Consider the following 24,640-nt stretch of genomic DNA (forward strand, 5'->3'; position numbering starts at 1 on the left):
GGGGAATCAGGGACGCCGCTCGGCTGCCTCGAGGCGGATCGCGGTGCGCACCGCGCCGCGGGCGCGTCGCCGATCTCCCGCCGCGTCGTACGCGATGCCGAGGCGGAACCACGCGCGCCAGTCGTCCGGGTCGGCCTCGACGTCGGCGCGATAGGCCGGGAACACGGCATCCGCGTCCTCGCGCTCGACGCGTCCGCTCGGGCGCACCGCCACCTCGTCGGCGGGCAGCGCATCCTCGCGCTCGAGGCGCGTCCCGAGCTGTTCCGCCCTCCAGCCGAACCAGAGCTCGCGCCCCAGTGCCCAGACGGCGACGATCGGCAGCACGACGAGCGCCGCCCCCATCGCGATCGCGATGGGCTGACCCGATGCGAGGAGCAGCCAGGCCCGCTGTCCGACGAGCACGATGTAGAGCGCGAGGGCCACCGCCATGACGGCGACCCCGATGCGTGCGCTCATGCGCCGGTCGCGCGCGCGACCTGCCCGGGCACGGCGTCCTCCCTCACGGGAGCCGTCGTGCGGGCGCCGGGGGTGCGGATGCCGATGTCGATGAGGCTGTCGAGTCCGACGATCACGCCGGAGGCGTCGCGCGCGGCCGCGAGGGCCAGCCGGATGCCGGGCGCGTACGCGAGGGCGGGCTCGGTGGTGTCGTGCACCAGCGCGAGCGACTCCCCCGGGCCGGAGAGGATCGTCTCCTGCCGCGCGATCACACCGGGGCGGCGGAGGGAGTGGATCGGCACGCTGGCGACCTGCTGCCCGCGGGCGCGCTGGTCGACGTGGGGCGACTCGACGGGACCGACCTCGGCCCTCGCCGCGGCGATCAGCTCGGCCGTGCGGACGGCGGTGCCGCTGGGCGAATCGACTTTGGTCTCCCGGTGCGCCTCGACGATCTCGATCGAGGGGAAGAACGGTGCGGCCGCGGCGGCCAGCGCTGAGCCCAGCACAGAGCCCAGCGAGAAGTTGGGGATGAACACCGCTCCGGTTCCGGCGGCGTCCACGAGCGGGCGGACGAGTGCGATGCGCTCGGCCGACCATCCGGAGGTTCCGACGAGCACGTTGACGCCGCGTTCGATCGCGGCCCGCACGATGTCGATCGAGACGGCCGGCACCGACGCGTCGATCACGAGGTCGACGCCGTCGAGCTCGCTCAGCTCCGACCGGCTCGTGAGCACCGCGGCGATCTCGAACCCGCTCTCGGAGTCGACGACATCACGGATGATGCCGCCGAGCTTGCCCGTGCCGCCGACGAGGGCCACGCGTGTCGTCATGGCTCCAGCTTAGGCGCGACGCGCGAGGCGGCTCCCGAGCGTGACAGCGGATTCCGATCGGTACGCTCGGAGGATGGTCGACCTCCGCGCCCTCCCCGCCGACGACCCGGTCTCGCGCGAGCTGCTGACCGACTATTTCGCGATGCGCGGCACCGCCTTCCCGGGCCAGTACCGGCCCGTGTTCCCCGAGCGGGCGGTGTTCGAGCCGCCGGCGGGCGTGTTCGTCGTCGTCTTCGACGGCGAGCGCGCCGTCGGCTGCGGAGGCATCCGCCGCGTCGTCGACGGGCCGTCCGGCATCCGGTACGAAGTGAAACACCTCTACCTCGCCCCCGAGACGCGCGGGCGCGGGTGGGGGCGCCGGCTGCTCGACGACCTCGAGCGACGGGCGCGGGAGTGGGATGCCGGAGAACTCGTGCTCGACACGCACCACACCCTCGAGGCGGCCGGCGGTCTCTACACCGCGTCGGGCTTCACACCGATCGAGCCCTACAACGACAACCCCAACGCCACGCGCTGGTACGGCAAGCGGCTGACGTGACCCCGGCTTCGTGATCGCCCGGCGCCGCGACGACTAGACCGGGTACTGGTCGGGCAGCCCCGTGCGCAGCTCCATGGGCAGGTGTGCGAGGTCGTTGTGCGACACGAGCGTCCACGGGCGCCCTTGCTTCTGCGAGATCACCGTGAGGCCGCAGTTGGCCTGATTGAGGGTCATCCACCGCCAGTCGGGTGCGGCGAGCACTTCGCGCACGAACCAGCCGATCACGAAGTTGTGCGTGATCAGCAGCTCGTGCACGTCGCCGGGCTTGCGGGCGAGGAACTCGCTCACCGCGTCGTCCATCTGGGCGCGCCCGGCTTCGATCTCGGCGTCGGTGACGCCGCCGAAGAACGGCTCGAAGGCGGCCGGCGTCTCTTCGGTCATTCCCGTCGGCACGCAGTCGAACAGGAGCGCCGACGGCTGGGGCGACACCGACGGCAGGCGGTCGGCCACGGCGCGCGCGGTCTCGCTCGCCCGCATGAGCGGAGAATGCCAGACCGCGTCGAACGGCACGCCCGAAAGCCGGTCGGCGAGCAGCGACGCCTGGCGCCGACCGCGCGGCGACAGCGGTCCGTCGACCAGGCCGTGCTCGGCGTCCTGATGCTCACCGTGCCGCACGAGGTAGATGTAGTGCGTCATGGCGTCATCGTCTCCGGGGGAAGAAGCGTGCCGCAACGGCACGTTTTCCACCCTACGTCACGACCTCCGACACCCGCGGAGGGCGTCGCCTCACTCGGCGGCGCGGGCGATGTCGGCGAGCTGCGAGCGGCTCAGGCGCACGCCGACGCCCTGGACGAGCTCTTCGACGTGCTGCGGCGCGAACGCGTTGACGATGGGGGCCGTGACGACGCGCTGGGCCAGCAGCCACGCGACCGCGACCGCCGCATCCGGCACGCCGAGCTCCGTGCCGACCGCGTCCAGCGCGCGCAGCGTGCGCGTGCCGCGGCGATTCATGCTGGCCGCCAGCTGCGCACCGCGCACCGTCAGACCCGCCTTGGCGCGCGAGCGGTGGCGCCCGGCGAGGAAGCCGTGCTCGAGCGCATGCGACGGTGTGACCGCCATGCCCTGGGCGCCCGCCACCAGACGCAGGTCGGAGTCGAACTCGTGGCGGCGCAGCACGTTGAAGGGGACGTCGAGCACCGAGATGCGGGGGTACCCGGCCGACGCGTAGATGCGCGCCTCCACCAGCTGGGCGGCCGTATAGCCGACCGCGCCGAGGGCGCGCGCCTTGCCCGACTCGACGAGCCACTCGGCGGTGGCCAGCGTGTCTTCCAGCGCGGTCTTCGAATCGGCGACGGCGTCGAGGTACAGCACGTCGATGCGGTCGGTGCGCAGGCGCGTGAGAGACGCCTCGACCGCGCGCACCAGGTTGACGGGGCCGAGGCCCGGGTTGTCGGGGTGGCCGCCGATCCGGACGGCGAGCACGACGTCGTCGCGGAACCCGCGCGAGTGCATCCACTGTCCGATGATGTGCTCGCTGCGTCCGCCGGAGAAGCTGTCCGCGGTGTGGACGGCGTTGCCGCCCAGCTCGGCGTAGGTGTCGAGGATGTCGTGGCTCGACTCCAGATCGACGTTCCAGCCGAACTCGGAGCCCCCGAGCATGAGCGGGAAGACCTCTGCTCCGCCATCGCCGAGCGCGACCCTGATGCTCTGGCCGATGGGCGGTCCCTGGACGGGGATGGGTGCCGACGGGTGGGCGGCGGGCGGTGCGCCCTGGCTCGTCGAATGCACATTCGAGCCTACGCCGAATACAGCCATGCTTCACCCCCTCACGACTCGCACCCGTGGGTGTCGTCGTGACCGCGAATCCTGCACCCCCCGGCGCAGTAGTCACAGATTATGCGAGCCGCCTCCCGAGACCGGACAGACAGGCATCCGCTCGGTAAACATTCGATAACGCTTTCGTCACGGGTTCTGCAGAAGGAGCATCATGTCCCCCGAAAGGGGGACATTTCCTCCTGTGCAGCGAGACTGGGGAATCGCGAAGATGCCCGCCCCTCCGAGAAGGAGGAGCGGGCATCTTCGGATTCAGGCGATAGATCAGCCTTCGGCGGGCGCGTCTCCGGGACCCTCGCTCGCAGCGGCCGAGCCCTGCTGGTCCGCGGCCTCTTCGAGCACCGGCTCGAGCGACAGCTTGCCGCGGTCGTCGATCTTCGTGATCTTCACGAGGATCTTCTGGCCGACCGAGAGCACGTCGTCGACGTTCTCGACGCGCTTTCCGCCGGCGAGCTTGCGGACCTCGCTGACGTGCAGCAGTCCGTCCTTGCCGGGCAGGAGCGAGATGAACGCACCGAACGTCGCGATCTTGACGACGGTTCCGAGGAACGACTCGCCGATCTCGGGGTTGGTCGGGTTCGCGATCGCGTTGACCTGGGCACGTGCGGCCTCGGCCGAAGGACCGTCGGTCGCGCCGATGTAGACGGTGCCGTCCTCCTCGATCGAGATCTGGGCGCCGGTCTCGTCCTGGATCGCGTTGATCGTCTTGCCCTTGGGGCCGATCAGCTCGCCGATCTTGTCGACGGGGATCTGGACGCTGATCACGCGCGGCGCGGTCGGCGCCATCTCGTCGGGGCTGTCGATCGCGGCGTTCAGAACGCCGAGGATCGTCAGGCGGGCCTCGTAGGCCTGCTGGAGGGCGGCGGTCAGCACCGACGACGGGATGCCGTCGAGCTTCGTGTCGAGCTGGATCGCCGTGACGAACTCGCTCGTGCCGGCGACCTTGAAGTCCATGTCGCCGAGGGCGTCTTCGGCGCCGAGGATGTCGGTCAGGGCGGCGTAGCGCGTCTGGCCCTCGTGCTCGTCGGTGACCAGACCCATGGCGATGCCGGCGACGGGGGCGCGCAGCGGCACGCCCGCGTTCAGCAGCGACAGCGTCGAGGCGCAGACCGAGCCCATCGACGTCGAGCCGTTGGAGCCGAGAGCCTCGGACACCTGGCGGATCGCGTACGGGAACTCCTCACGGCTGGGCAGCACCGGCACGAGGGCGCGCTCGGCGAGGAAGCCGTGCCCGATCTCGCGACGCTTCGGCGACCCCACGCGACCGGTCTCACCGGTCGAGTACGGCGGGAAGTTGTAGTGGTGCATGTAGCGCTTGTGCGTGACGGGCGACAGCGAGTCGATCTGCTGCTCCATCTTGAGCATGTTCAGCGTGGTGACACCCAGGATCTGGGTCTCGCCGCGCTGGAAGATCGCGGATCCGTGGACGCGCGGGATGACCTGCACCTCGGCGTCGAGCGGCCGGATGTCGGCGAGTCCTCGGCCGTCCATGCGGACGCCCTCGGCGAGGATGCGACCGCGCACGATCTTCTTCGTGACGGACTTGTACGCCGCAGAGAACTCCAGCGTGGCGACGGCCGGCAGCTCGCCGGACTCGACCGCGGCGAGGAGTTCCGCCTTGACGGCGTCCTTCAGCTCGTCGTCGGCGTTCTGACGCTCCTGCTTGTCGGCGATCTGGTAGATCGGGACGAGCTTGTCGTATGCGCGGTGCGCGACGTAGTCGTAGGTCTCCTGGCTGTAGGGCAGGAAGACCGGGAAGTCCTTGACGGGCTTCGACGACGTGTTCGCCACGACGTTCTGAGCGGCGACGAGCTCCTTGAGGAACGGCTTCGCGGCCTCGAGGCCCTCGGCCACGACCTGCTCGTTGGGCTTGACGGCGCCGCCCTTGATGAGGTTCCACGAGCCCTCGGTCGCTTCGGCCTCGACCATCATGATCGCGACGTCTTCGTTGCCCTGGGCGTCGGTGATGACGCGGCCGGCGACGATGAGGTCGAAGACGGCTTCTTCGAGCTGGGTGACGGTCGGGAACGCGATCCACTGGTCGGCGTTCTCACCGTGACCGGGGATGAGCGCGAGGCGGACGCCCGCGATCGGTCCGGAGAACGGCAGACCCGAGATCTGGGTCGACAGCGACGCGGCGTTGATCGCCAGCGCGTCGTAGAACTCGCCGGGCGCGATCGAGAGCACCGTCACGACGATCTGGACCTCGTTGCGGAGGCCCTCCACGAACGACGGGCGCAGCGGGCGGTCGATGAGACGGCACACGAGGATCGCCTCGGTGGAGGGGCGGCCTTCGCGGCGGAAGAACGAGCCGGGGATCTTGCCGGCGGCGTACGAGCGCTCTTCGACGTCCACCGTCAGGGGGAAGAAGTCGAAGCCTTCGCGCGGGTGCTTTCCGGCGCTGGTGGCCGAGAGGAGCATCGTCTCCTCGTCGAGATACGCGGCGACGGCACCCTGTGCCTGCTGCGCGAGTCGGCCGGTCTCGAACCGGACAGTGCGGGTGCCGAAGCGGCCGTTGTCGAGAACGGCTTCGGCGAACGTGATTTCAGGACCTTCCAAGAGGTCTCTCCTTCTTTGTTTAGGCTCGCACGCGCGTATCGCGCACGAGCTTCCAGAAGGAGCAGGGAACAGGCAGATGTGGGCGTGCGAGGATGCCTCGCGAAGACCGCCCGCGCTGGCCACCAGTCGAAGATCACCATCCCGCACGCCGTGATCGACGGGGATGGGAACCCACCACAGGGGACCAGCTTCTGCCGGGCCTGCTCCATGAGCTCATGTTGAATTGAGCGGATGCCGAAAGGCACCCTCACCGATCCTATCAGCGGGTCCCCCACCCGCCTATCTCTGGCACGCACGAAGCGACCAGGCCTAGGCTGGGATCCATGAGCACCGACGACGCACAGCCCAGCGCGGCATCCGAGGACATGAAGCGCAAGTTCAAGGAAGCACTCGACAAGAAGAACGCCCAGCACCGCGACGGCGAAGCCCACCTCGACGGCGACTCGGCCGTCCACGGCACCCACGGCGCGGTCACGAAGCGCGAGTTCCGCCGCAAGAGCGGCTGACACGCACACGCGAAAGCCGGGTCGTCCGCTCCTCGAGCGGGCGACCCGGCTTTCGTCGTACGACGCGCTTCAGCGTGCGAGCGCGCGCTGCTTCCGACGCTCCTCCTTGGCCTCCGCCTCGAGGACGGCCGCCTGTTCGAGCTCGATCGTGCCCACGGCATCCGTCGCCGTCGACATGCCGTCGTGACCGTCGCCGGCGAGGGTCGACTCGTCGAACGGTCGCTGTCCGGCGAGCACCGCGCGCGCCTGCTCGCGGTCGAACTCCTTCGTCCACGTGCCGATCAGCACGGTGGCCACGGCGTTGCCGGTGAAGTTCGTGATGGCGCGACCCTCGGACATGAACCGGTCGATGCCCACGATCACCCCGACGCCGTTGACCAGGTCGGGACGGAAGGCCTGCAGGCCACCGGCCAGAGTGGCGAGCCCCGCGCCCGTGACGCCCGCGGCGCCCTTCGACGCGACGACCATGAAGACCAGGAGTCCGATCTGCTCGGGGATCGACATGGGCGTCCCCATGCCGGCGGCGATGAACAGCGACGCCATCGTCAGGTAGATCGCCGTGCCGTCGAGGTTGAACGAGTAGCCGGTCGGCACCGTGATGCCCACGACCGGCTTGGAGACGCCGAGGTGCTCCATCTTGGCGATCAGGCGAGGCAGCGCCGACTCGGACGACGACGTGCCGACGATCAGCAGGTACTCGCGGGCCAGGTACTTCATGAGGCTGAAGATGTTGATGCGGGCGACCGCGTAGAGCATCGTGCCCAGGATGCCGAAGATGAACACCGCGCACGTGATGTAGAACGCGATCATCAGGACGCCGAGGCTGATGATGGCCGCGAACCCGGTCTTGCCGACGACGGCCGCGATCGCGCCGAACGCGCCGAGGGGGGCGAGCCACAGGATCATGCCCAGGATGCGGAACACGAGCACCTGGAGCTGCTTGACGGCGAACATGATCGGCTCGCCGCGCTTGCCGAGACCCTGCAGCGCGAAGCCGACGAGGAGGGCGATGAACAGCACCTGCAGGACGCTCTCGCCCGTGAAGGCCGAGAAGAACGTCGTGGGGATGATCCCCATGATGAACTCGGTCGTCGTCTTCGCCTCGACGTTCGAGGTGTCGTACGTCGAGCTCGACATGTCGAGACCCTCACCCGGGTGGATGATGTTGCCCACGACCAGACCGATGAACAGGGCGAACGTGGTCATGATCATGAAGTAGAGGAGCGCGAGGCCGCCGATCTTGCCGACGGTCGCCGCCTTGGCGATCGAGCCGACGCCGACCACGATCGTGCAGAAGATGATCGGCGCGATCATCATCTTGATCAGATTGACGAACGCCTTGCCGATCGGCTCCAGCCCTTCGGCGAAGGACGGGAACAGCAGGCCGACGGCGGCGCCGAGGACGACCGCGACGATGACCGACACGTACAGCCACGTATGCCGGTCCCACGACGTCTTCCCCTTGCGCCAGTTGTAGCCGGGGAGCTTGAAGGAGCTGGTCGAGAGAGCCATGGTCGCCTCCGTGGTGAACGGTCGTTGTTCGGTCCGCCTCCGTCGGCGGTGGTTACACCCTGCGACCGCTCGACCGCCGCGCGGAGTTGTGGTCGTATTGGTCGCTCGCCTCGGCCGCGCAGGTGTGATCGGATGGTGCCGGGCGCGAGGACGCACCCGGAAGGACGACTCCATGGCGAGCACGGCGGGACGCAGCGCGGCATCGCGCGTGTTCACCGCGCTCGTCGCGGCCGTCGTGGTGCTCGCGCTGCTCACGGCGGGCCTGCTCCTGCTCGAGGGACAGCGCGCCGCGCAGGCCGAGGCCGAGCGAGTGACGCAAGCGGTCTCCCACACCCTCGCCCGGTCGCCCGACGTCGCGGCCGGGCTGACGAGCGACGATCCGACCGCGGTGCTGCAGCCTCTCGCCGAGGCGGTGATGGCGGACGCGCGGATCGACTTCGTCACGATCATGGGCACGGACGGCATCCGGGTGACCCACCGCGATCCCGACGAGATCGGTCGACCCTACGTGGGCACCATCCCCGACGACCGCACCGCGCTCACGGAGGAGTTCGCCGGCACCCTGGGCACGTCGACGCGGACGATCGTGCCCGTCGAGGAGGACGGCGAGCTGGTCGGATGGGTGTCGGCGGGGGTGACGGTGGGCAGCATCGCAGCATCCGTCCTCCCCCGCATCCTCGTCGCGGTGGCCGTCGCGGCGGCCCTGGTCGTGGCCGGATTCGCGGGGGCGCTCGTGGCGCGACGGGCGACGAGGCGCGTCACGGGAGATCTGCCGGCGAGGGCGGTGCGCGACACGCTCGCCTCGGCGGAGTCGATGCGCACCCTCGGCGAAGCGCTGCGCGCGCAGACCCACGAGCACGGCAACCGCATGCACACCGCCGTCGCCCTGCTCGAACTCGGACGCAGCGACGACGCGATCGAGCTGCTCACCGAGTCCGCGCGGCAGAGCCAGGCGCTCGTCGATCAGGTCGCCGCGCGCACGTCCGGTGACCCGACCGTGGGTGCCCTCCTCCTCGGAAAGGCGTCGCAGGCGACCGAGCGCGGCATCGCGTGGACGGCCGACATCGCGCCGGATGCACCGCGCTCGCGGCTGTCGCCCATCGACCAGGTCGCGCTCGTGGGCAATCTGATCGACAACGCGCTCGATGCGGCGGGAGCCGGCGCCGAGCCGCGCTGGGTGCGCATCGGGATGCGGCGCACGTCCGCCGGCGCGCTGGCGCTGACCGTCTCCGACTCGGGCGAGGGCGTCCCCGCAGAGCTCCGCGAGCAGGTGTTCGAGCGCGGCTTCTCGACCAAGCCGGTCGGTGCGCAGGGGCGCGGCGTGGGTCTCTCCCTCGCCCGCGCCGTCGTCGCCGAGGTGGGGGGGACGATCGCCCTGGACGAGGGTGCGCCGACCACTTTCCGCGTCGTGCTGCCGGCCGAGGCGGCGCCGTGATCCGCGTCCTGCTCGTCGACGACGAGGCCCTCACCCTCGAGCTGCACCGCTCGTACGTCGAACGTCTCGACGGGTTCCGCGTCGTCGCGGAGTGCTCGGGCGCGCGGGCCGCGATCGCGGCGATCCTCGATCGGGACGCCGACGAGGCCATCGACCTCGTGCTGCTCGACATGACGATGCCCGACGGCACCGGCCTCGACGTGCTGCGGCACGTGCGGGCACGGGCGGCCGACGTCGACGTCATCGCGATCACCGGTGTGCGCGACGCCGACGTCGTGCGGCAGGTCGTCGGTCTGGGCGCCGCCCAGTACCTCGTCAAGCCGTTCTCGTTCGCGACCTTCCGCGAGCGCATGGAGCAGTACGCCGCTTATCGCCGGCAGGCCCGGGATGCCGAGGGCGACGCGACGCAGGCCGAGATCGACGCCCTCCTCGGCGCACTCCGTCCCGCGGCGCCCGCGCTCCTGCCGAAGGGCCTCTCGGCAGACACCCTGGAGCGCGTGAGCGCCGAAGTGCGAGGCGGGGGCCCGCTGTCGGCGACGGAGACCGCCGATCGGCTCGGCATGTCGCGCGTCGCCGCCCGCCGCTACCTCGAGCACCTGGCGGACGTCGGCCGCGTGGAGCGGGCCGCCCGCTACGGCAAGGCCGGACGCCCCGAGTCGGAGTACCGCTGGCAGGGGCGGGCACCGCGCACGTAGTCCCGACCGTGCCGTCACCGATGACGGTGGCCCCCGCCATGATGGACGCATGGATGACGAGGGCACCGCGACACCGCGCACGACGTGGACAGGGCACGACACCGACTTCGTCGGCGTCCCCGTGCCCCTCCCCCGACCGGCGGACGACCGTGCGACGCGCGAACTGCGCTACCCGCGCTTCACGGTGCTGCTCGACCCGGCGAGACGCTTCGCGGTCTCCACGGCGGTCGACATCGACGGCGCCGCCCTGCAGGACCCGCCGCGACGTGGAGACTGGCAGCTCGACGACCGCGTCCCCGCGGACGAACAGGCCGGACCCGCGGTGTACGCGTCGAACGACCTCGACCGCGGGCACCTCGTGCGCCGCCGCGACCCCGGCTGGGGCACCGACGCCCAGGCGCGGGAGGCGACCGCGGCCACCTTCTTCTACCCCAACGCCGCTCCGCAGGCGGCCGGATTCAATCAGTCCAAAGAGCTGTGGGTCGGACTGGAAGACCACGTGCTGGCCTACGCGGATGCGACGGACCAGCGCGTCTCGGTGTTCACCGCACCCGTGCTCGAACCCGACGATCCGCCCTACCGCGGCATCCGGATCCCGCGCCGGTTCTGGAAGATCGCCGCGTGGAACGCCGCCGATCCCGGAGGAGCGCCGATGCTCGCCGCGGCGGGCTTCGTCCTGGACCAGTCCGATCTGATCGCGGCGGCATCCGTGGCGCCGCTCCCGGGCTTCCGCACGTTCCAGGTGCCCGTCCGCGACATCGCCGACCTCGCCGGCGTCGAGCTCGGCCCGCTGGTCACCGCGGATGTGCTCGTCGCAGCGCCCGGCGCCCGTGCGTCGGGATGGACCCAGCTGAGCACGCCCGCCCAGATCCGGCTCTAGCGGGGGCGGACGGCGTAGGGCGTCTCGGGCTCGCGATTCTGGAACTCCAGGATCGCGGGATTGCGCACCTCGCCGCCGGCGACCTCGATCGCACGATCCAGCGTCGTGTCTCCCGCCCATGCCTCGGGACCGGCCATCACCGTGGGAAGGAACGGGAGGAGCGCCTCGCTGATCTCCCAGCTCGCCGAGTTCCACAGGTACGACGGACTGTGGTCGACGCCGTAGTAGTTGATGTGGCCGCCGACGGTGAACATCGGGTCGGCGAAGCTCGTCGGACGCGCCCATTCGAACCCCATGCCCTCGTCGCACGAGACGTCGACGATGAGGCTGCCCGGTCGCAACGCGGCGAGATCGTCGACCGTGAGGTACAGCAGCGGACGATTGGGATCCTGCAGCGTGCAGTTGACCACGATGTCGCTCTCGGCGAGGAACGGCGCCAGCGGAACGCGACCGTCGTCGGTGATCACTTCGCTGACGTACGGACCGTCGTGATCGAACTGGATGATCTGCGTCGCATGGATCGGAGCGGCGACCGACGCCGTCGCACGGTTCGTGAGCACACGCACGTCGTGCACGCCGTGCGCGCGCAAGGCCGTCACCGCGCCGCGGGCCGTCGCACCGAAGCCGATGACGACGGCGGTGAGCCGGCGACCGTAATCGCCCGTCGATCCGCACAGCTGCAACGCGTGCAGGACGGAACAGTACCCGGCGATCTCGTTGTTCAGGTGGAACACGTGAAGACCGAAGGTGCCGTCGCTGCCCCAGTGGTTCATCGCCTCGAAGGCGATGACGCTGAGCTTCTTGTCGAGGGCGAGCTGCGTCATGGTCTCGTCCTGCACGAGGTGCGGCCACCCCCACAGCACCTGGCCGTCGCGCATGTCGCGCAGGTCGGCGTGCTGCGGCTTGGGAAGCAGCAGCACGTCGGCCGTCGCGAAGAGCTCGGCGCGATCGAGCAGGCCTCCGACGTGCGGGCGGAGCTCGGCATCCGGGACACCGAAGCGCTCCCCGTAGCCGGTCTCGAGGAACACCCTCGACCTCAGGTCGTCGGGGAGGCGGTCGAGGTGGCCCGGATGGATCGGAACCCGCCGCTCATCGGGCTTGAGAGAGGCGCCGACGACGCCCAGAGTCAGTGGAGCCTGCGGGGCCATGGCGGCCTCTTCCCGTCGCGGGAGCCGAGAGTCGGCGCCGTGACCGAACCGTATCAGCGCGACCTGGGCGTCACTCCCCCGCGAGGCCCCCGAGCAGGTGACCGAACGAGCGCCCCTCCCCGAGGTAGTTCGCGGGGTCGAAGGGATCGAGGGATTCCTCCGGCGCGCGGCGCAGCACGGCATCCGCGAGCTCGCCCGCCGCGCGCTCGATGCGCTCCGACAGCGGCGCGACCTGATCACCCGCTCCGCCCCAGTCGCTCGACGCGGCGAACACGCCCGTCGAGACCGGCTCGGCGTGGAGGTAGGTGAACAGCGGACGGATCGCATAGTCGATGGCCAGCGAATGCCGCGCGGTACCGGCGTTGGCGCCGATGAGCACGGGCTTGCCGGTCAGGGCATCCGGATCGAGGATGTCGATGAACGACTTGAACAGTCCCGAGTAGCTCGTCGAGAAGATCGGCGTGACCGCGATCACCGCGTCCGCCGAGACGACCGCGTTGATCATCGACTCCAGCGCCGGCGGGGCGAAGCCCGTCAGCAGGTTGTTCGTGATGTCGTGCGCGTAGTCGCGCAGCTCGAACACGTCGAGTTCGACGCTGACGTCGTGCTGCGCGAGCTTCGCCGTGGTCGCGGCGGAGATGCGGTCGGCGAGCATGCGGGTCGACGACGGATTGGACAGGCCGGCCGAGAGGACGGCGATGCGACGCGTCTGCATGTCAGGCCCCCTTCCGGTTCAGGCCGGATGCGGCACCGGCCGGAGCACCTGCTCCGGAGCTCGCCGCCGACACGGTCTCGCGGTAGGGCGAGCCGACGGTCAGGTTGTCTCCGCGATTGGCGTTCGGACGCGCTTCGCGAGCGCCGCCCGCCTTGGCCACCAGGTTCGCGTGGGTCGGGGCATCCGGAACCTCGGCCGGACGGTTCTTCGCGAGCTCGCGGCGCAGGACCGGCACGACCTCGCCGCCCAGGATGTCGAGCTGCTCGAGGACCGTCTTCAGCGGGAGGCCGGCGTGGTCGATCAGGAACAGCTGACGCTGGTAGTCGCCGAACGTGTCGCGCATCGTGGCGTACCGGTCGATGACCTGCTGCGGCGAGCCCACCGTGAGCGGCGTCATGTCGCTGAAGTCCTCGAGGGTCGGGCCGTGCCCGTAGACGGGGGCGTTGTCGAAGTACGGGCGGAACTCCTTCACCGCGTCCTGCGAGTTGGTGCGCATGAACACCTGTCCGCCGAGCCCGACGATCGCCTGCTCGGGCGTTCCGTGGCCGTAGTGCGCGTACCGCTGGCGGTAGAGGTTCACGAGGCGCTGGTAGTGCTCCTTGGGCCAGAAGATGTTGTTGGCGAAGAATCCGTCGCCGTAGTAGGCGGCCTGCTCGGCGATCTCGGGCGTGCGGATCGACCCGTGCCAGACGAACGGCGCGACGCCGTCGAGCGGGCGGGGCGTCGAGGTGAAGCCCTGCAGCGGGGTGCGGAACTTGCCCTCCCAGTCGACGACGTCTTCGCGCCACAGGCGGTGCAGGAGGTTGTAGTTCTCGATCGCCAGCGGCAGGCCCTGGCGGATGTCCTGGCCGAACCAGGGGTACACGGGTCCGGTGTTGCCGCGCCCGAGCATGAGGTCGGCGCGGCCGTTCGACACGTGCTGGAGCATCGCGAAGTCCTCGGCGATCTTCACCGGGTCGTTCGTGGTGATGAGCGTCGTGGCGGTCGAGACGACGAGGCGCTCGGTCTGGGCCGCGATGGCGGCGAGCGTCGTCGTGGGAGAGGACGACCAGAACGGCGGGTTGTGGTGCTCGCCCAGCGCGTAGACGTCGAGCCCCACGTCCTCCGCGTGCTTCGCGATCGTGAGGGCCGCACGGATCTTCTCCGCTTCGCTCGGGGTCTCTCCCGTCGTCGGGTCCTGGGTGATGTCGCTCACCGAGAAGATGCCGAACTGCATTCCCGGCCAGGTGGTGGTCTCGTTCACGATCGCTTTCCGCTCCCGGATGCCTCGGCATCCGCTTCTATTCAAATGAATGTATCTGATGCAACGCGGTCGTCGCCAGGGTATTCCCGCCACCTGTGCGATCGGAGAGATGCGTAATCGATACCCGGGCGCAAAACGTTTTCGTGGCAGAATGTCCGGGTGAAGATCGACACCGTCGCCGACCGCACGTCCGAAGAGTCCGCCGCTGCACGCCGCGTCGTGCATCTGCGCCGGGGCGGCACGAGCGTGGTCGTCGATCTGGACGCCGCTCCCCTCCCCGCCGTCGTGCACTGGGGCGAGGAGCTCCCGCACGAGACCCCCGCGACGCTGGCGTCGCTCTCGGTCGCCGCGATGCCCCAGCGCGTCTCGGGCGGCCTCGACACCACCGGGCGCCTCGACGTGCTTCCCGCACCGTCGGCCGGATGGTTCGGCACCCCCGCTCTCGAAGGTCACCGTGCGGGCTCCTGGTTCAGTCCCGCGTTCGTCGTCGAGACGGTCGAGGCCGACGACACCCGCCTGGCGCTCTCCCTCGTCGACACCGGCGCGGAGCTTGCGGCCCTCCTCGAGCTGTCGCTCGGACCTGCGGGAGTCCTCCGTCAGCGGGTGAGCATCACCAACACGGGATCGACCGCGTACACCGTGCAGTCGCTCGTGCTGCCCTTCCCCGTGCCGTGGGATGCGACGGAGCTGTTCGACACCACCGGCCGTCACCTGAAGGAGCGCTCGCCCCAGCGGCGCGCGTTCACCTACGGCACCCACGTCCGCGACAGCCGCCGCGGGCGGCCGGGCTCGGACGCGACCCTCCTGCTGGCCGCGGGACGGCCGGGGTTCGGATTCGAGCACGGACGCGTTCACGGCATCCACGTCGCGTGGAGCGGGAGCCATCGGGCGCTCGCCGAGCGCGTGCCGACCGGTGAGGCCTTCCTCGCCGGCGGAGAGCTCCTCGCCGCCGGCGAGCTCATCCTCGCACCCGGCGAGAGCTACGCGTCCCCGTGGGTGCTGGGCTCGTGGGGCGACGGCCTCACGGCGCTGTCGGCACGCTTCCACGACGAGCTCCGCGCCCGCCCGCAGCATCCGCGGCGAGCGCGGCCGGTCACGCTCAACACCTGGGAGGCCGTGTACTTCGACCACGATCTCTCCACGCTCGCCGAGCTCGCCCAGGCCGCCGCCGGCGTCGGCGTCGAGCGCTTCGTGCTCGACGACGGCTGGTTCCTCGGCCGCCGCGACGACACCGCAGGTCTGGGCGACTGGATCGTCGATCCGGATGTCTGGCCCGACGGCCTGCACCCGCTCGTGGACGTCGTGCACGGTCTGGGGATGGAGTTCGGACTCTGGGTGGAGCCGGAGATGGTCAACCCCGACAGCGACCTCGCCCGTGCCCACCCCGAGTGGCTGCTCCACGCCCGCCACGAGCTGCCCGCCTCCGCCCGGCAGCAGCAGGTGCTCGATCTGTCGAACCCCGACGCGTACGCCGCGATCGCCGACGGCCTGCACGCGCTGCTCGACGAGTACGACATCGCCTACCTGAAGTGGGACCACAACCGCGATCTCATCGAGGCCGGCGCCGGCCCCGGGGGCGCGTCGCGCGTGCACGCCCACACCCTCGCGCTGTACCGCCTGCTCGACGAGCTCAAGGACCGGCATCCGGGCCTCGAGATCGAGACGTGCGCGTCGGGGGGATCGCGCGTCGACCTCGGCATCCTGGAGCGCACCGACCGGGTGTGGACGAGCGACACCCTCGACCCGCTCGAGCGGCTCGACATCCAGCGCTACACCTCGCTCGTCGTCGCTCCCGAGCTGCTCGGCACGCACCTGACCTCTCCCCACGTGCACTCCACGCGGCGCACCGCGTCGCTCGGACTGAGCGGCGCCGTCGCGCTCTTCGGGCACTTCGGCATCGAGTGGGACCTCACTTCGCTCGACGAGGCCGGGCGCGCCCGCGTCGCGGAGTGGGTCGCGCTCGCCAAGCGCGTGCGCCCGCTCGTCACGACGGGCCGGCTCGTCTTCGCCGACACCGCGGAGGCCGGCACCGACATCCGCGGCGTGGTCGCGGCCGACGGCTCGCACGCCTTCTTCTCGCTCGTGCAGGCGCAGACCGACGTCGCGTGGCCGCCGGGACGCGTGCGCCTGCCGGGTCTCGATCCTGCGCGCCGGTACCGGGTCGAGATCATCGTGGACCCGGAGGCCGCCGACGACCCCGGCCAGTCCGTGCTGGCGTGGACGACCGCCGAGACCGTCCTCTCGGGCGCCCAGCTCGCCGCCACCGGGTTCCGCCCACCCGTGCAGCATCCGGGACGCGCCGTCGTGCTGGAGCTGACCGCCGTCCCCTGAGTCGTCCCCCAGCCGGGTGTCGCGGTCCATCGGGGGGTGGGCCGCGGCATCCTTCCCCGCGAAGTGGCGGATGCGCAAGCCCCGGATCGCACCTGTCGGGCGCGATAGGGTCGAGTCTCCATGAGCGACTCGAGCGCCGCGCCGGCGACTTCCTCTCCCCCCACGACGGGACGCACCGACGTGCCGCGCACGAAGCGCCGTGTGCCGTTCTGGGACAACGCCCGCTTCGCCTGCATCGTGCTCGTCGTGCTCGGCCACGCCGTGCAGCGGCTGACGTACGACTCCGACATCGCGCTCGGACTGTATCTGCTGATCTACGCGTTCCACATGCCGGCGTTCGCGATCATCTCGGGCTACTTCTCGAAGGGCGACGCCCCCTCGCGCCGCCAGATGGCGCGTGTGATCACCGACATCCTCGTGCCGTACGTGATCTTCGAAGGCATCTGGACCCTCACGAAGTGGATCGTCGAAGGGCAGGCGAACCCGAACCTCACTGAGCCCTCGTGGACGCTGTGGTTCCTGCTCGCGCTGGGCATCTTCCGCCTCGTCCTGCCCTACCTCGCCCTGCTGCGCTGGCCGCTGTTGTGGACCGTCGTGATCTCGATCGGCGCCGGCTACCTGCCCAACATCGACTCGACCCTGTCGCTCTCGCGCACGCTCGGCCTCCTGCCGTTCTTCACGCTCGGCTGGTGGCTCAGCCGCCACGACATCGTGCAGCGCTTCCAGCTGCTGCGCCGCACGTGGTGGACGGTCGCCGCAGCGGTGGCCGCCCTGGCGGTCGCGGGGTGGGCGGCGTGGTTCTTCGTCGACGGCTGGCGCGACATGAACCTGCGCCAGTGGCTCTTCTACGACGAGAACTACTCCGCGATCGGCGGCACCGAATGGTGGGCCGGTGGCGTGCGCCTGGCTCTCATGGCGGTCGCCCTCGTGCTGTCGGCGGCGTTCTTCGCCCTCGTGCCGCGCGGAACCCACTGGTGGACGCACTTCGGCCAGTACACGATGTACATCTACCTGCTGCACTCGTTCGTGCTCTACCCGTTCCGCGAGACCGGCATCCTGCGCGACGCCGAGCCGACGTGGCTGTGGCTGCCGCTGGTCATCGTCGCCTCGGTCCTCATCGCCCTCGGGCTGGGCACCAAGCCCGTCCGGCGGGTGTTCCGGCCCCTCGTCGAGCCGCGTCCGGGTTGGCTCTTCGCCGACCGCACGCTCGCCGCGCGGGAGGGCCGTCGCACCGACCCCACCGGCTCGCACCGCCCGAAGGGCGAGGGGCAGCGGATGCCCCGGCATCCCGACCCCCGCCAGAACACCTGAGCGAGAGCCGGGTCAGGCGAACAGCTCCGCCCCGACGTACGATCCCGGCGTCACTCCACGCGGCACCGCCCAGACGCCCGACCCGACGTGTCGCAGGTACTCGTTCATGGCATCGGTCGACAGGGCGCGCTGAAGCGCGATGAACTGCTCGGGAGAGCGCTGGTACGACAGGAAGAACAGTCCGGCGTCGAGCCGGCCCAGTTCGTTGTTGCCGTCGACGAAGTTGTAGCCGCGACGGAGGATGCGGATTCCGCCGTTGGCATCGGGGTGCGCGAGGCGCACGTGGCTCGCCGGGTCGATCGCCGGGCGGCCCGAGGCATCCGTCGCCGCGAAGTCGGGAGCGGTGAACTCCGTGCCGCCGGACAGCGGCGCCCCCTCGCCCTTCGTGCGGCCCACGATGCGGTCCTGCTCCGACAGGCGCACGCGGTCCCACGACTCGATGAGCATCGCGATCTTCCGGGCGACGAGGTACGAGCCTCCCGCCATCCAGGCCGGTTCGTCGGATGCCGCGACCCACACGTGATCGTCGAGGGCGGCGGTGTCGTCGGAGAGGATGTTGGCCGTTCCGTCCTTGAACCCGAAGAGGTTGCGGGGCGTGGCCTGGGCCTGCGTCGTGCGCGACGTGCGCCCGAAGCCGAGCTGCGACCAGCGCAGCCGCGCCGTGCCGAACGCCATGCGGCTGAGGTTGCGGATCGCGTGCACGGCGACCTGCGGATCGTCGGCGCACGCCTGGATGCACAGGTCGCCGCCGGAGTGCGCCGGGTCGAGATCGTCGCCGAGGAACGCCGGGAGCCGGACGAGGCCGGGCGGCCTGCGGGCGGCGAGCCCGTAGCGGTCCTCGCCCTCGGCCGATTCGAACAGCGTCGGCCCGAATCCGAACGTGATCGTCAGGCCGCTCGCACTCAGGCCCTGCGCCTCGCCGGTGTCATCGGGCGGCGCCTCGGGCGATCCGCCGACCGCGCCGGACGCGCTCGCGTCGAGGCCCTGGGTCATGCGCGACGCGGCATACGACCATTCCTGGAGCAGTGCGATCAGGTCGGCGCGGTTCGTGCGGGGCATCATGTCGAACGCGGCGAAGTGCAGGTGGTCCTGCACGGGCGTCGTGATGCCGGCCTGGTGCACGCCGAAGAAGTCGAAGGCGGATGCCGCGGCATCCCGCTCCTTCGTCCGTCCCGCCGCGACGCCGGCCGCCGTGCCGCCGCCGGCCCCGAGCGCGACCCCCGCCGCACCGGCGCCGAGAGCGAGGCCGAAGAGACCGCGCCTGCTGAGGCCGGTCTCCGCACCGGCCCCTGGGCGGCCTTCCCCGCCCCCGGCCGCTGAGCCTGTCGAAGGGTCGTCGATCATCGCAAGGCCTACTCGAGGACCGTGACGGTGAGCTGCGAGAGCGGCTCGGCGAGGGCGTTGATGAGGTCGGTGAACTCGCGCTTGTCGGCCTCGGTCAGCTCGCGGTAGTGCACGAATCCGCGCTCGAGCGAGCCGTGCGCGGCGAGGGAGGCCTCGAGGTCGGCGTACCCGCTCTCGATCTCGGCGACGAGGGCCTCTCCCGCCGCTCCCTTCGAGTTCGCGAACTCCTCGACCAGGGAGAACGCCATCTTCGAGCCCTCGACGTTCGCGGCGAAGTCCCACAGGTCGGTGCCCGACCACCAGTCCTCCTCGCCGGAGATCTTGCCCGTCGCGACCTCGTCGAGGAGCGCGATGGCGCCGTTGGACAGCCCGGCGACGCCCTGCTGGTCAAGCGCCGTCCGGAAGTCGTCCGAGTGCACGTAGTCGTAGAGCTCCTGCACGTCCGCCAGGAGGGCGTCGCCGAAGGCCGCACGCTCGGAGGCCGTCGAAGGCGCCCAGTCCTGCCAGGCGGGCGTCTCCCCGTCGGCGTTGAGCGCGTCCTGCGCCGGCACCCAGAGGTCCTTCTCGATGCGGTGGAAGCCCGTCCAGTCGAGGCCCTCCGCGACGGCGTCGACCTCGCGGTAGTCGATGCGCGGATCGAGGTTGCCGAGCGATTCGGCGACGGGCTCGATGCGCTCGTAGAACGCCCGCACCTGAGGATACTGCTCCTGAGCGGACACGTCGTCGCCGGACTCGTAGGCGGTCACGAAGTCCTCCACCGCCGGAACGAGTCGGCCGACCTGGTCCTTCACGAACGCCGCGTAGAGGGCGACGGCCTCCTGCTTCTGCTGGGCGTCGTCGCCGGCGGCCACGACCTGGTCGCCCGTGACCGTGAAGCCCGCCCGTCCGACGCCGTCGCCGATCATGCCCGGCTTGCACACGGTGAAGTACTCGCCCGGCTGGGCGACGACGGTGAGGGTGCGGGATGCTCCGGGGGCGATGTTCTCGACCTCCCCGACGATGCGCAGACCGTCGTCGGCGAGCAGGTAGAACTCCGTCACCTGCTCCCCCGCGTTGGTGACGTCGAACGCGAGGGTCCCGCTCGTCGCGGTCGGCGCCGACACGGCGCACGTGCCGTCGGTCGATTCGACACGGAGGGCGCCGGATGCGGCCGCGTCGGACTTCGCGACGCAGCCCGCGAGGACCAGGGCGGTGAGGCCGGCGACCGCGAGGACGGAAGACGTGCGGTGGAGGGTCATGCTGCTCCCTGTCGTGGAGTGGTGGTGAGGGTCGAGAGCGGGGCGGATGCCGCGGAGGCCGGAGCGGCGGAGCGCGGGCGCGTCGCGCCGCGCGCGAAGAAGCCTCCGACGATCGCGACGTAGAGCGTCCAGGCGATCACCTGAAGCCAGGTCATCTGCGGCATGAAGCCGACGGTGGCCTGGAGCACGGCGGCGAGGGCGCTTCCGGGCGGGATCGCAGCCGAGGCGTCGAAGGCCCAGCCGAACGGGATTCCCGCAGCCCCCACTCCCACGGCGCCCGTGGCGGCGTCGATCGTGGCGGAGGCCGTGAACGGTCCGGGAAGGGCGCCGGCTTCCTGCAGGTCGTGGATCGCGTACGCCAGCACACCGGCGGCGACGATCACGAGGAACGCGCCCGTCCATGTGAAGAACACGCGGAGGTCGAGGCGCAGCATCCCGCGCGACAGGAGCCAGCCGAGCACCACCGCGGTGGCGAGTCCGAGGAGCGCGCCCGCTAGCGCCGCGGGCGCGTCGCCGAAGGACTGCACCATCGACCACAGCAGCAGCGTCGTCTCGATGCCCTCGCGGGCGACCGAGACGAAGCCGATCGCGACGATCGCCCAGAGGCCTCCCGACGCGAGCGCTCGGTCGAGCCCGCTCTCCAGCGACTTCTTGAGTGTTCGCGCGGTCCTCTGCATCCAGAAGATCATCCACGTGACCATTGCGACGGCCAGCAGCGACAGCGTGCCGCCGATGAGCTCCTGCGCCTCGAAGGTGAGGGAGTACGCGCCGAAGGTGAGGAATGCGCCGATCCCGAGCGCGAGCACGACCGCCAGACCGATGCCCGCCCACAGGCGCGGCAGCACGTCTCGGCGCCCGAGCCGGCTCAGATAGGCGACGAGGATGCCGACGACGAGCGCGGCTTCGAGGCCTTCACGGAGGCCGATGAGGAATGTGGCGAGCACCGGGGATGTTTCGTGTAGTCGAGCAAGGCCGGTGCCCGCTGCCCCATCGCAGGTCGACCGCAGAAGCGGTCAGGTTAGGCGAACCTCACTTAGGGCAACCTTATCCTCGTCGAGGCCCGGACTTCAACCCGACGACCCCGCCCCGCGGTCATGGTCGGCAACAAACGAGCGGATGCCGCGGGGGCGGCCCTAGCCTCGGGGCATGAGCGATCCCACCCTGCCGATCCTCGATCTCTCCCAGCTCGATGCGGGACCCGAGGCCGCCGACCGGTTCCGCGACGACCTGCGCGCGGCGACCCACGATGTCGGATTCTTCTATCTCACCGGCACGGGCGTCACGCCCGCGCTCGAGGCCCGTCTGCACCGGGCCGCGCGGGAGTTCTTCGCGCTGCCCGAAGCCGACAAGCTCGCAATCGAGAACGTCCGCAGTCCGCACTTCCGGGGATACACCCGGGTGGGCGGCGAGCGCACCCAGGGCCGTGTCGACTGGCGCGAGCAGATCGACATCGGGCCCGAGCGCGCCCGCATCGACGATCCCGATGCGCCGGACTTCTTCCGCCTGATCGGTCCCAATCTGTGGCCGGCGGCTCAGCCCGCCCTGCGCGCGGTCGCGGACGAGTGGCAGGAGCACCTGACCGGCGTCGCCCGCAAGCTCCTGCGCGCGTGGGCGCTCTCGCTCGGCGCGCCCGAGGGCTACTTCGACGAGCACTTCGGCGAACCTTCGACGCTCCTCAAGATCGTGCGCTACCCCGGCACCGACCGCCCCACCCCGCAGCAGGGGGTCGGAGCGCACAAGGACTCCGGTGTGCTGACGCTGCTGTGGGTCGAGCCGGGCAAGGGAGGCCTGCAGGTGCAGCGCGACGGCGAGTGGGTGGATGCTCCGCCGGTGCCGGGCGCGTTCGTCGTCAACATCGGCGAGATGCTCGAATACGCCACCCAGGGCTACCTGATCGCGACGAACCACCGCGTGGTGTCGCCGACGTACCCGGACGACCGCATCTCGGTGCCGTTCTTCTTCAACCCCGCGCTCGACAAGCGCCTCCCGCTGATCGAGCTCCCCGCAGAGCTGGCCGGCCAGGCGACCGGGGTGACGCAGGACCCCGCGAACCCCATCCACGCCCTCTACGGCGAGAACGCGCTGAAGTCGCGCCTGCGGGCGCATCCGGATGTCGCGGCGATCCACCACGCCGACCTCGTCGCAGCACGGGCCGCCACGACGTCCTGATTCCGCCCGCCGGAAACGACGAAGGCCTCCCCACACCTGGGGAGGCCTTCGGAAGAAGTGCGATATTACGCTGGGGCGCTGCTTAGCGGCGAAGACCCAGACGCTCGATGAGCGAGCGGTAGCGGTTGATGTCGATGTCCTGGAGGTAGCCCAACAGGCGACGACGCTGACCGACCATCAGGAACAGGCCACGACGCGAGTGGTGGTCGTGCTTGTGCTCCTTCAGGTGCTCGGTGAGGTCCTTGATGCGCTGCGTCAGCATCGCGACCTGCACCTCGGGGGATCCGGTGTCACCGGGGTGCGTCGCGTACTCTTCGATGATCGCCTTCTTGGCGTCAGACTCGAGTGGCATAGATGGGATCCCCTTCCTGTTCATTGCGCGGCGCCCGACGCCTGATGCGTGAGCTCTGTTTATCCGCGGCCGATCAAACGGCAACCTCCAGAGTCTACCAGCGCCGGACCGACCCGGCGAATCGGCCCGTGGACGGTCCCCCCGCCACTAGCCTCGACGGGTGAGTGATACCGGACGCCGCCGCCTCCCTCGGCTGCGTCGAGACCACTTCATCGACCTGCGGCCGTTCCGCGCGAGCCCCGCATTCGCGCGCATGTGGACGGGATCGACGCTCGCCGGCCTCGGCGGCCAGCTCACGATCGTGGCCGTCATGCTGCACATGTACGAGCTGACCGGATCGACGTTCGCGGTGGCGATGATCGCCGTCGCCGGCCTCGTGCCGATGATCCTCGCCGGTCTCTACGGCGGCATGCTCGCCGACGCGTTCGATCGGCGCCGGATCGCCCTGATCGCGGCATCCGTCACCTGGGCGTCCACCGCGATGCTCGCCGTGCTGGCCTGGACCGGCGGCGAGACGGTGTGGTGGCTGTACGTGCTGAGCATCGTCAACTCGGCCGCGAACTCGATCGTGATGGCCGCGCGCCAGGCCATCGTGCCCCGACTGATCCCCCGCGATCTGCTGCCCGCGGCATCCGCCCTGAACGGCATCACGATGGGGATCATGGTGATGGGCGGTCCGGCGCTCGCCGGCGTCCTCGTCGCCTTCACCGGATACGCCTGGACCTACTCGATCGACGTCGTCCTGATGTTCGCGAACTTCCTGGGCCTGTGGACGCTGCCCGCGATCCTCCCCGAGGGCACGGTGGTGCGCCCGGGGCTCGAATCGCTGAAGGACGGCTGGCGCTTCCTGAAGCGGGCGGGCAACATCCGCCTGCAGTTCCTGCTCGACATCGTGGCCATGACGTTCGGCCAGCCGATCGCGCTGTTCCCCGCGATCGGCGCCGTGCTGCTCGGGGGCGGCCCCATCACCACCGGACTGCTCACGGCATCCATCGCCGCCGGCGCGTTCGTGTCGAGCGTGTTCTCCGGCCCGGTCGGACGCGTCCGACGGCAGGGTCTCGGCATCGAGCGCGCGATCCTGGTGTACGGCGCGGCGATCGCCCTGTTCGGGCTGGCGCTCGGAGCCGGGGCGCTCGGCTGGTTCGCCCCCGAGGTGGTCGATGCCGATCACGCCAACGTCGTCGTCATCGGCTTCGCGATCATCGCGCTGGCGATCGCGGGCGCCGCCGACAACGTGAGCTCGATCTTCCGCAACACGATGGTGCAGGCCGCGGTTCCGGATGCCGTGCGCGGCCGACTGCAGGGGATCTTCATCGTTGTCGTGGCCGGCGGACCGCGGCTCGGCTCGCTCTACGCGGGCACGCTGGCGACCCTCACGGCGCTGTGGTTCCCGCCGCTGCTCGGCGGATTCGTCATCGTCGCCCTCGTCGCCCTCCTGGTGCGCCTGACTCCGCGCTTCCGCGACTACGACGCCGACCACCCGGTGCCGTGACGGCGGACGGTGACCGCCCCCGCTGCCCCACCGATCTCGGAGATCCGCAGGAGATTCGGATGCGACGGCCGCCGGCATCCGAATGTCGAGGGATTCTCCGAATATCCGATCGTGCGATTCTCCGAATACCGGAT

General features: G+C 70.4%; 22 protein-coding genes. 9 read left to right on the forward strand and 13 right to left on the reverse strand.

The window, feature by feature from the left end:
- Positions 1 to 6 precede the first annotated feature (6 nt).
- Positions 7 to 456 carry a tetratricopeptide repeat protein gene (locus B0B14_RS08890; protein WP_076681039.1) on the reverse strand — a complete coding sequence of 150 codons (450 nt, stop codon included), beginning with the start codon at positions 454 to 456 and terminating at the stop codon, positions 7 to 9.
- Entirely contained in the window at positions 453 to 1,265 is an 813-nt protein-coding gene (gene dapB, locus B0B14_RS08895) for a 4-hydroxy-tetrahydrodipicolinate reductase (RefSeq protein ID WP_076681040.1), read from the reverse strand. The genes B0B14_RS08890 and dapB overlap by 4 nt, the downstream gene beginning before the upstream one ends.
- A gap of 73 nt (positions 1,266 to 1,338) precedes the next feature.
- On the opposite strand from dapB, the gene B0B14_RS08900 reads away from it, so the two are divergent.
- The gene (locus B0B14_RS08900) at positions 1,339 to 1,803 is read left to right on the forward strand and encodes a GNAT family N-acetyltransferase (RefSeq protein ID WP_076681041.1); all 465 of its coding nucleotides are present in this window, start codon (positions 1,339 to 1,341) and stop codon (positions 1,801 to 1,803) included.
- A gap of 33 nt (positions 1,804 to 1,836) precedes the next feature.
- Here B0B14_RS08900 and B0B14_RS08905 read toward each other — a convergent pair whose 3' ends face one another.
- The 3 genes from B0B14_RS08905 to B0B14_RS08915 form a co-directional block, all read right to left on the reverse strand.
- The gene (locus B0B14_RS08905; protein WP_076681042.1) at positions 1,837 to 2,439 is read right to left on the reverse strand and encodes a histidine phosphatase family protein; all 603 of its coding nucleotides are present in this window, start codon (positions 2,437 to 2,439) and stop codon (positions 1,837 to 1,839) included.
- A gap of 90 nt (positions 2,440 to 2,529) precedes the next feature.
- A complete protein-coding gene (locus B0B14_RS08910; RefSeq protein WP_076681043.1) occupies positions 2,530 to 3,558 on the reverse strand; it encodes an aldo/keto reductase in 1,029 nt (342 codons plus the stop codon).
- 282 nt (positions 3,559 to 3,840) lie between these two features.
- A complete protein-coding gene (locus tag B0B14_RS08915; protein WP_076681044.1) occupies positions 3,841 to 6,135 on the reverse strand; it encodes a polyribonucleotide nucleotidyltransferase in 2,295 nt (764 codons plus the stop codon).
- Between the two features lie 323 nt (positions 6,136 to 6,458).
- Between B0B14_RS08915 and B0B14_RS08920 the strand changes: the two genes are divergently transcribed.
- Positions 6,459 to 6,641 (forward strand): DUF5302 domain-containing protein, encoded by a 183-nt coding sequence (locus B0B14_RS08920; protein WP_076681045.1) that lies wholly within the window; start codon positions 6,459 to 6,461, stop codon positions 6,639 to 6,641.
- 69 nt (positions 6,642 to 6,710) lie between these two features.
- Here B0B14_RS08920 and B0B14_RS08925 read toward each other — a convergent pair whose 3' ends face one another.
- Positions 6,711 to 8,153, reverse strand: coding sequence for a cation:dicarboxylate symporter family transporter (locus tag B0B14_RS08925; protein WP_076681046.1), 1,443 nt, complete (start codon positions 8,151 to 8,153; stop codon positions 6,711 to 6,713).
- Positions 8,154 to 8,325: 172 nt separating this feature from the next.
- On the opposite strand from B0B14_RS08925, the gene B0B14_RS08930 reads away from it, so the two are divergent.
- From B0B14_RS08930 to B0B14_RS08940, 3 genes are read left to right on the forward strand one after another with little or no spacing between them, the layout of a single operon-like run.
- Entirely contained in the window at positions 8,326 to 9,588 is a 1,263-nt protein-coding gene (locus B0B14_RS08930; RefSeq protein WP_076681047.1) for a sensor histidine kinase, read from the forward strand.
- Positions 9,585 to 10,283 carry a response regulator gene (locus tag B0B14_RS08935; protein WP_076681048.1) on the forward strand — a complete coding sequence of 233 codons (699 nt, stop codon included), beginning with the start codon at positions 9,585 to 9,587 and terminating at the stop codon, positions 10,281 to 10,283. The genes B0B14_RS08930 and B0B14_RS08935 overlap by 4 nt, the downstream gene beginning before the upstream one ends.
- Positions 10,284 to 10,332: 49 nt before the next feature.
- Positions 10,333 to 11,163, forward strand: a complete 831-nt coding sequence (locus tag B0B14_RS08940) for a DNA/RNA non-specific endonuclease (RefSeq protein ID WP_076681049.1) — start codon at positions 10,333 to 10,335, stop codon at positions 11,161 to 11,163.
- On the opposite strand, the gene B0B14_RS08945 is transcribed toward B0B14_RS08940, so the two are convergent.
- The 3 genes from B0B14_RS08945 to B0B14_RS08955 form a co-directional block, all read right to left on the reverse strand.
- Positions 11,160 to 12,311: a N(5)-(carboxyethyl)ornithine synthase gene (locus tag B0B14_RS08945; RefSeq protein ID WP_076681050.1), complete on the reverse strand. Its 1,152-nt coding sequence runs from the start codon at positions 12,309 to 12,311 to the stop codon at positions 11,160 to 11,162. The two genes, B0B14_RS08940 and B0B14_RS08945, sit on opposite strands and share 4 nt — an antisense overlap.
- Positions 12,312 to 12,381: 70 nt before the next feature.
- Entirely contained in the window at positions 12,382 to 13,026 is a 645-nt protein-coding gene (locus B0B14_RS08950) for an FMN reductase (protein WP_076681051.1), read from the reverse strand.
- Position 13,027: 1 nt separating this feature from the next.
- Positions 13,028 to 14,242, reverse strand: a complete 1,215-nt coding sequence (locus tag B0B14_RS08955) for an LLM class flavin-dependent oxidoreductase (RefSeq protein ID WP_143733691.1) — start codon at positions 14,240 to 14,242, stop codon at positions 13,028 to 13,030.
- Positions 14,243 to 14,428: 186 nt separating this feature from the next.
- On the opposite strand from B0B14_RS08955, the gene B0B14_RS08960 reads away from it, so the two are divergent.
- Positions 14,429 to 16,600: an alpha-galactosidase gene (locus tag B0B14_RS08960; RefSeq protein ID WP_256714311.1), complete on the forward strand. Its 2,172-nt coding sequence runs from the start codon at positions 14,429 to 14,431 to the stop codon at positions 16,598 to 16,600.
- Positions 16,601 to 16,720: 120 nt separating this feature from the next.
- On the forward strand, positions 16,721 to 17,911 hold the full coding sequence (locus tag B0B14_RS08965) for an acyltransferase family protein (RefSeq protein ID WP_083710418.1): 1,191 nt from the start codon (positions 16,721 to 16,723) through the stop codon (positions 17,909 to 17,911).
- 12 nt (positions 17,912 to 17,923) lie between these two features.
- Here the strand turns inward: B0B14_RS08965 and efeB are convergent, their stop codons facing one another.
- Genes efeB through efeU form a run of 3 tightly spaced genes read right to left on the reverse strand, consistent with a single transcriptional unit; the run spans position 17,924 to position 21,437 of the window.
- Complete coding sequence (efeB, locus tag B0B14_RS08970; RefSeq protein ID WP_076681053.1) at positions 17,924 to 19,255, reverse strand: iron uptake transporter deferrochelatase/peroxidase subunit; 1,332 nt, start codon at positions 19,253 to 19,255, stop codon at positions 17,924 to 17,926.
- 8 nt (positions 19,256 to 19,263) lie between these two features.
- Entirely contained in the window at positions 19,264 to 20,493 is a 1,230-nt protein-coding gene (efeO, locus tag B0B14_RS08975; RefSeq protein WP_076681054.1) for an iron uptake system protein EfeO, read from the reverse strand.
- Positions 20,490 to 21,437 carry an iron uptake transporter permease EfeU gene (gene efeU / locus B0B14_RS08980; protein WP_076681055.1) on the reverse strand — a complete coding sequence of 316 codons (948 nt, stop codon included), beginning with the start codon at positions 21,435 to 21,437 and terminating at the stop codon, positions 20,490 to 20,492. The genes efeO and efeU overlap by 4 nt, the downstream gene beginning before the upstream one ends.
- A gap of 202 nt (positions 21,438 to 21,639) precedes the next feature.
- On the opposite strand from efeU, the gene B0B14_RS08985 reads away from it, so the two are divergent.
- Positions 21,640 to 22,662: an isopenicillin N synthase family dioxygenase gene (locus B0B14_RS08985; protein ID WP_076681056.1), complete on the forward strand. Its 1,023-nt coding sequence runs from the start codon at positions 21,640 to 21,642 to the stop codon at positions 22,660 to 22,662.
- A gap of 82 nt (positions 22,663 to 22,744) precedes the next feature.
- Here the strand turns inward: B0B14_RS08985 and rpsO are convergent, their stop codons facing one another.
- The gene (gene rpsO, locus B0B14_RS08990; protein ID WP_056121136.1) at positions 22,745 to 23,014 is read right to left on the reverse strand and encodes a 30S ribosomal protein S15; all 270 of its coding nucleotides are present in this window, start codon (positions 23,012 to 23,014) and stop codon (positions 22,745 to 22,747) included.
- A gap of 160 nt (positions 23,015 to 23,174) precedes the next feature.
- Here rpsO and B0B14_RS08995 point away from each other — a divergent pair, with 160 nt between their 5' ends.
- Complete coding sequence (locus B0B14_RS08995; protein WP_256714312.1) at positions 23,175 to 24,506, forward strand: MFS transporter; 1,332 nt, start codon at positions 23,175 to 23,177, stop codon at positions 24,504 to 24,506.
- Positions 24,507 to 24,640: the final 134 nt, after the last annotated feature.

Source organism: Microbacterium sp. RU33B, assembly GCF_900155915.1.
GTDB lineage: Bacteria > Actinomycetota > Actinomycetes > Actinomycetales > Microbacteriaceae > Microbacterium.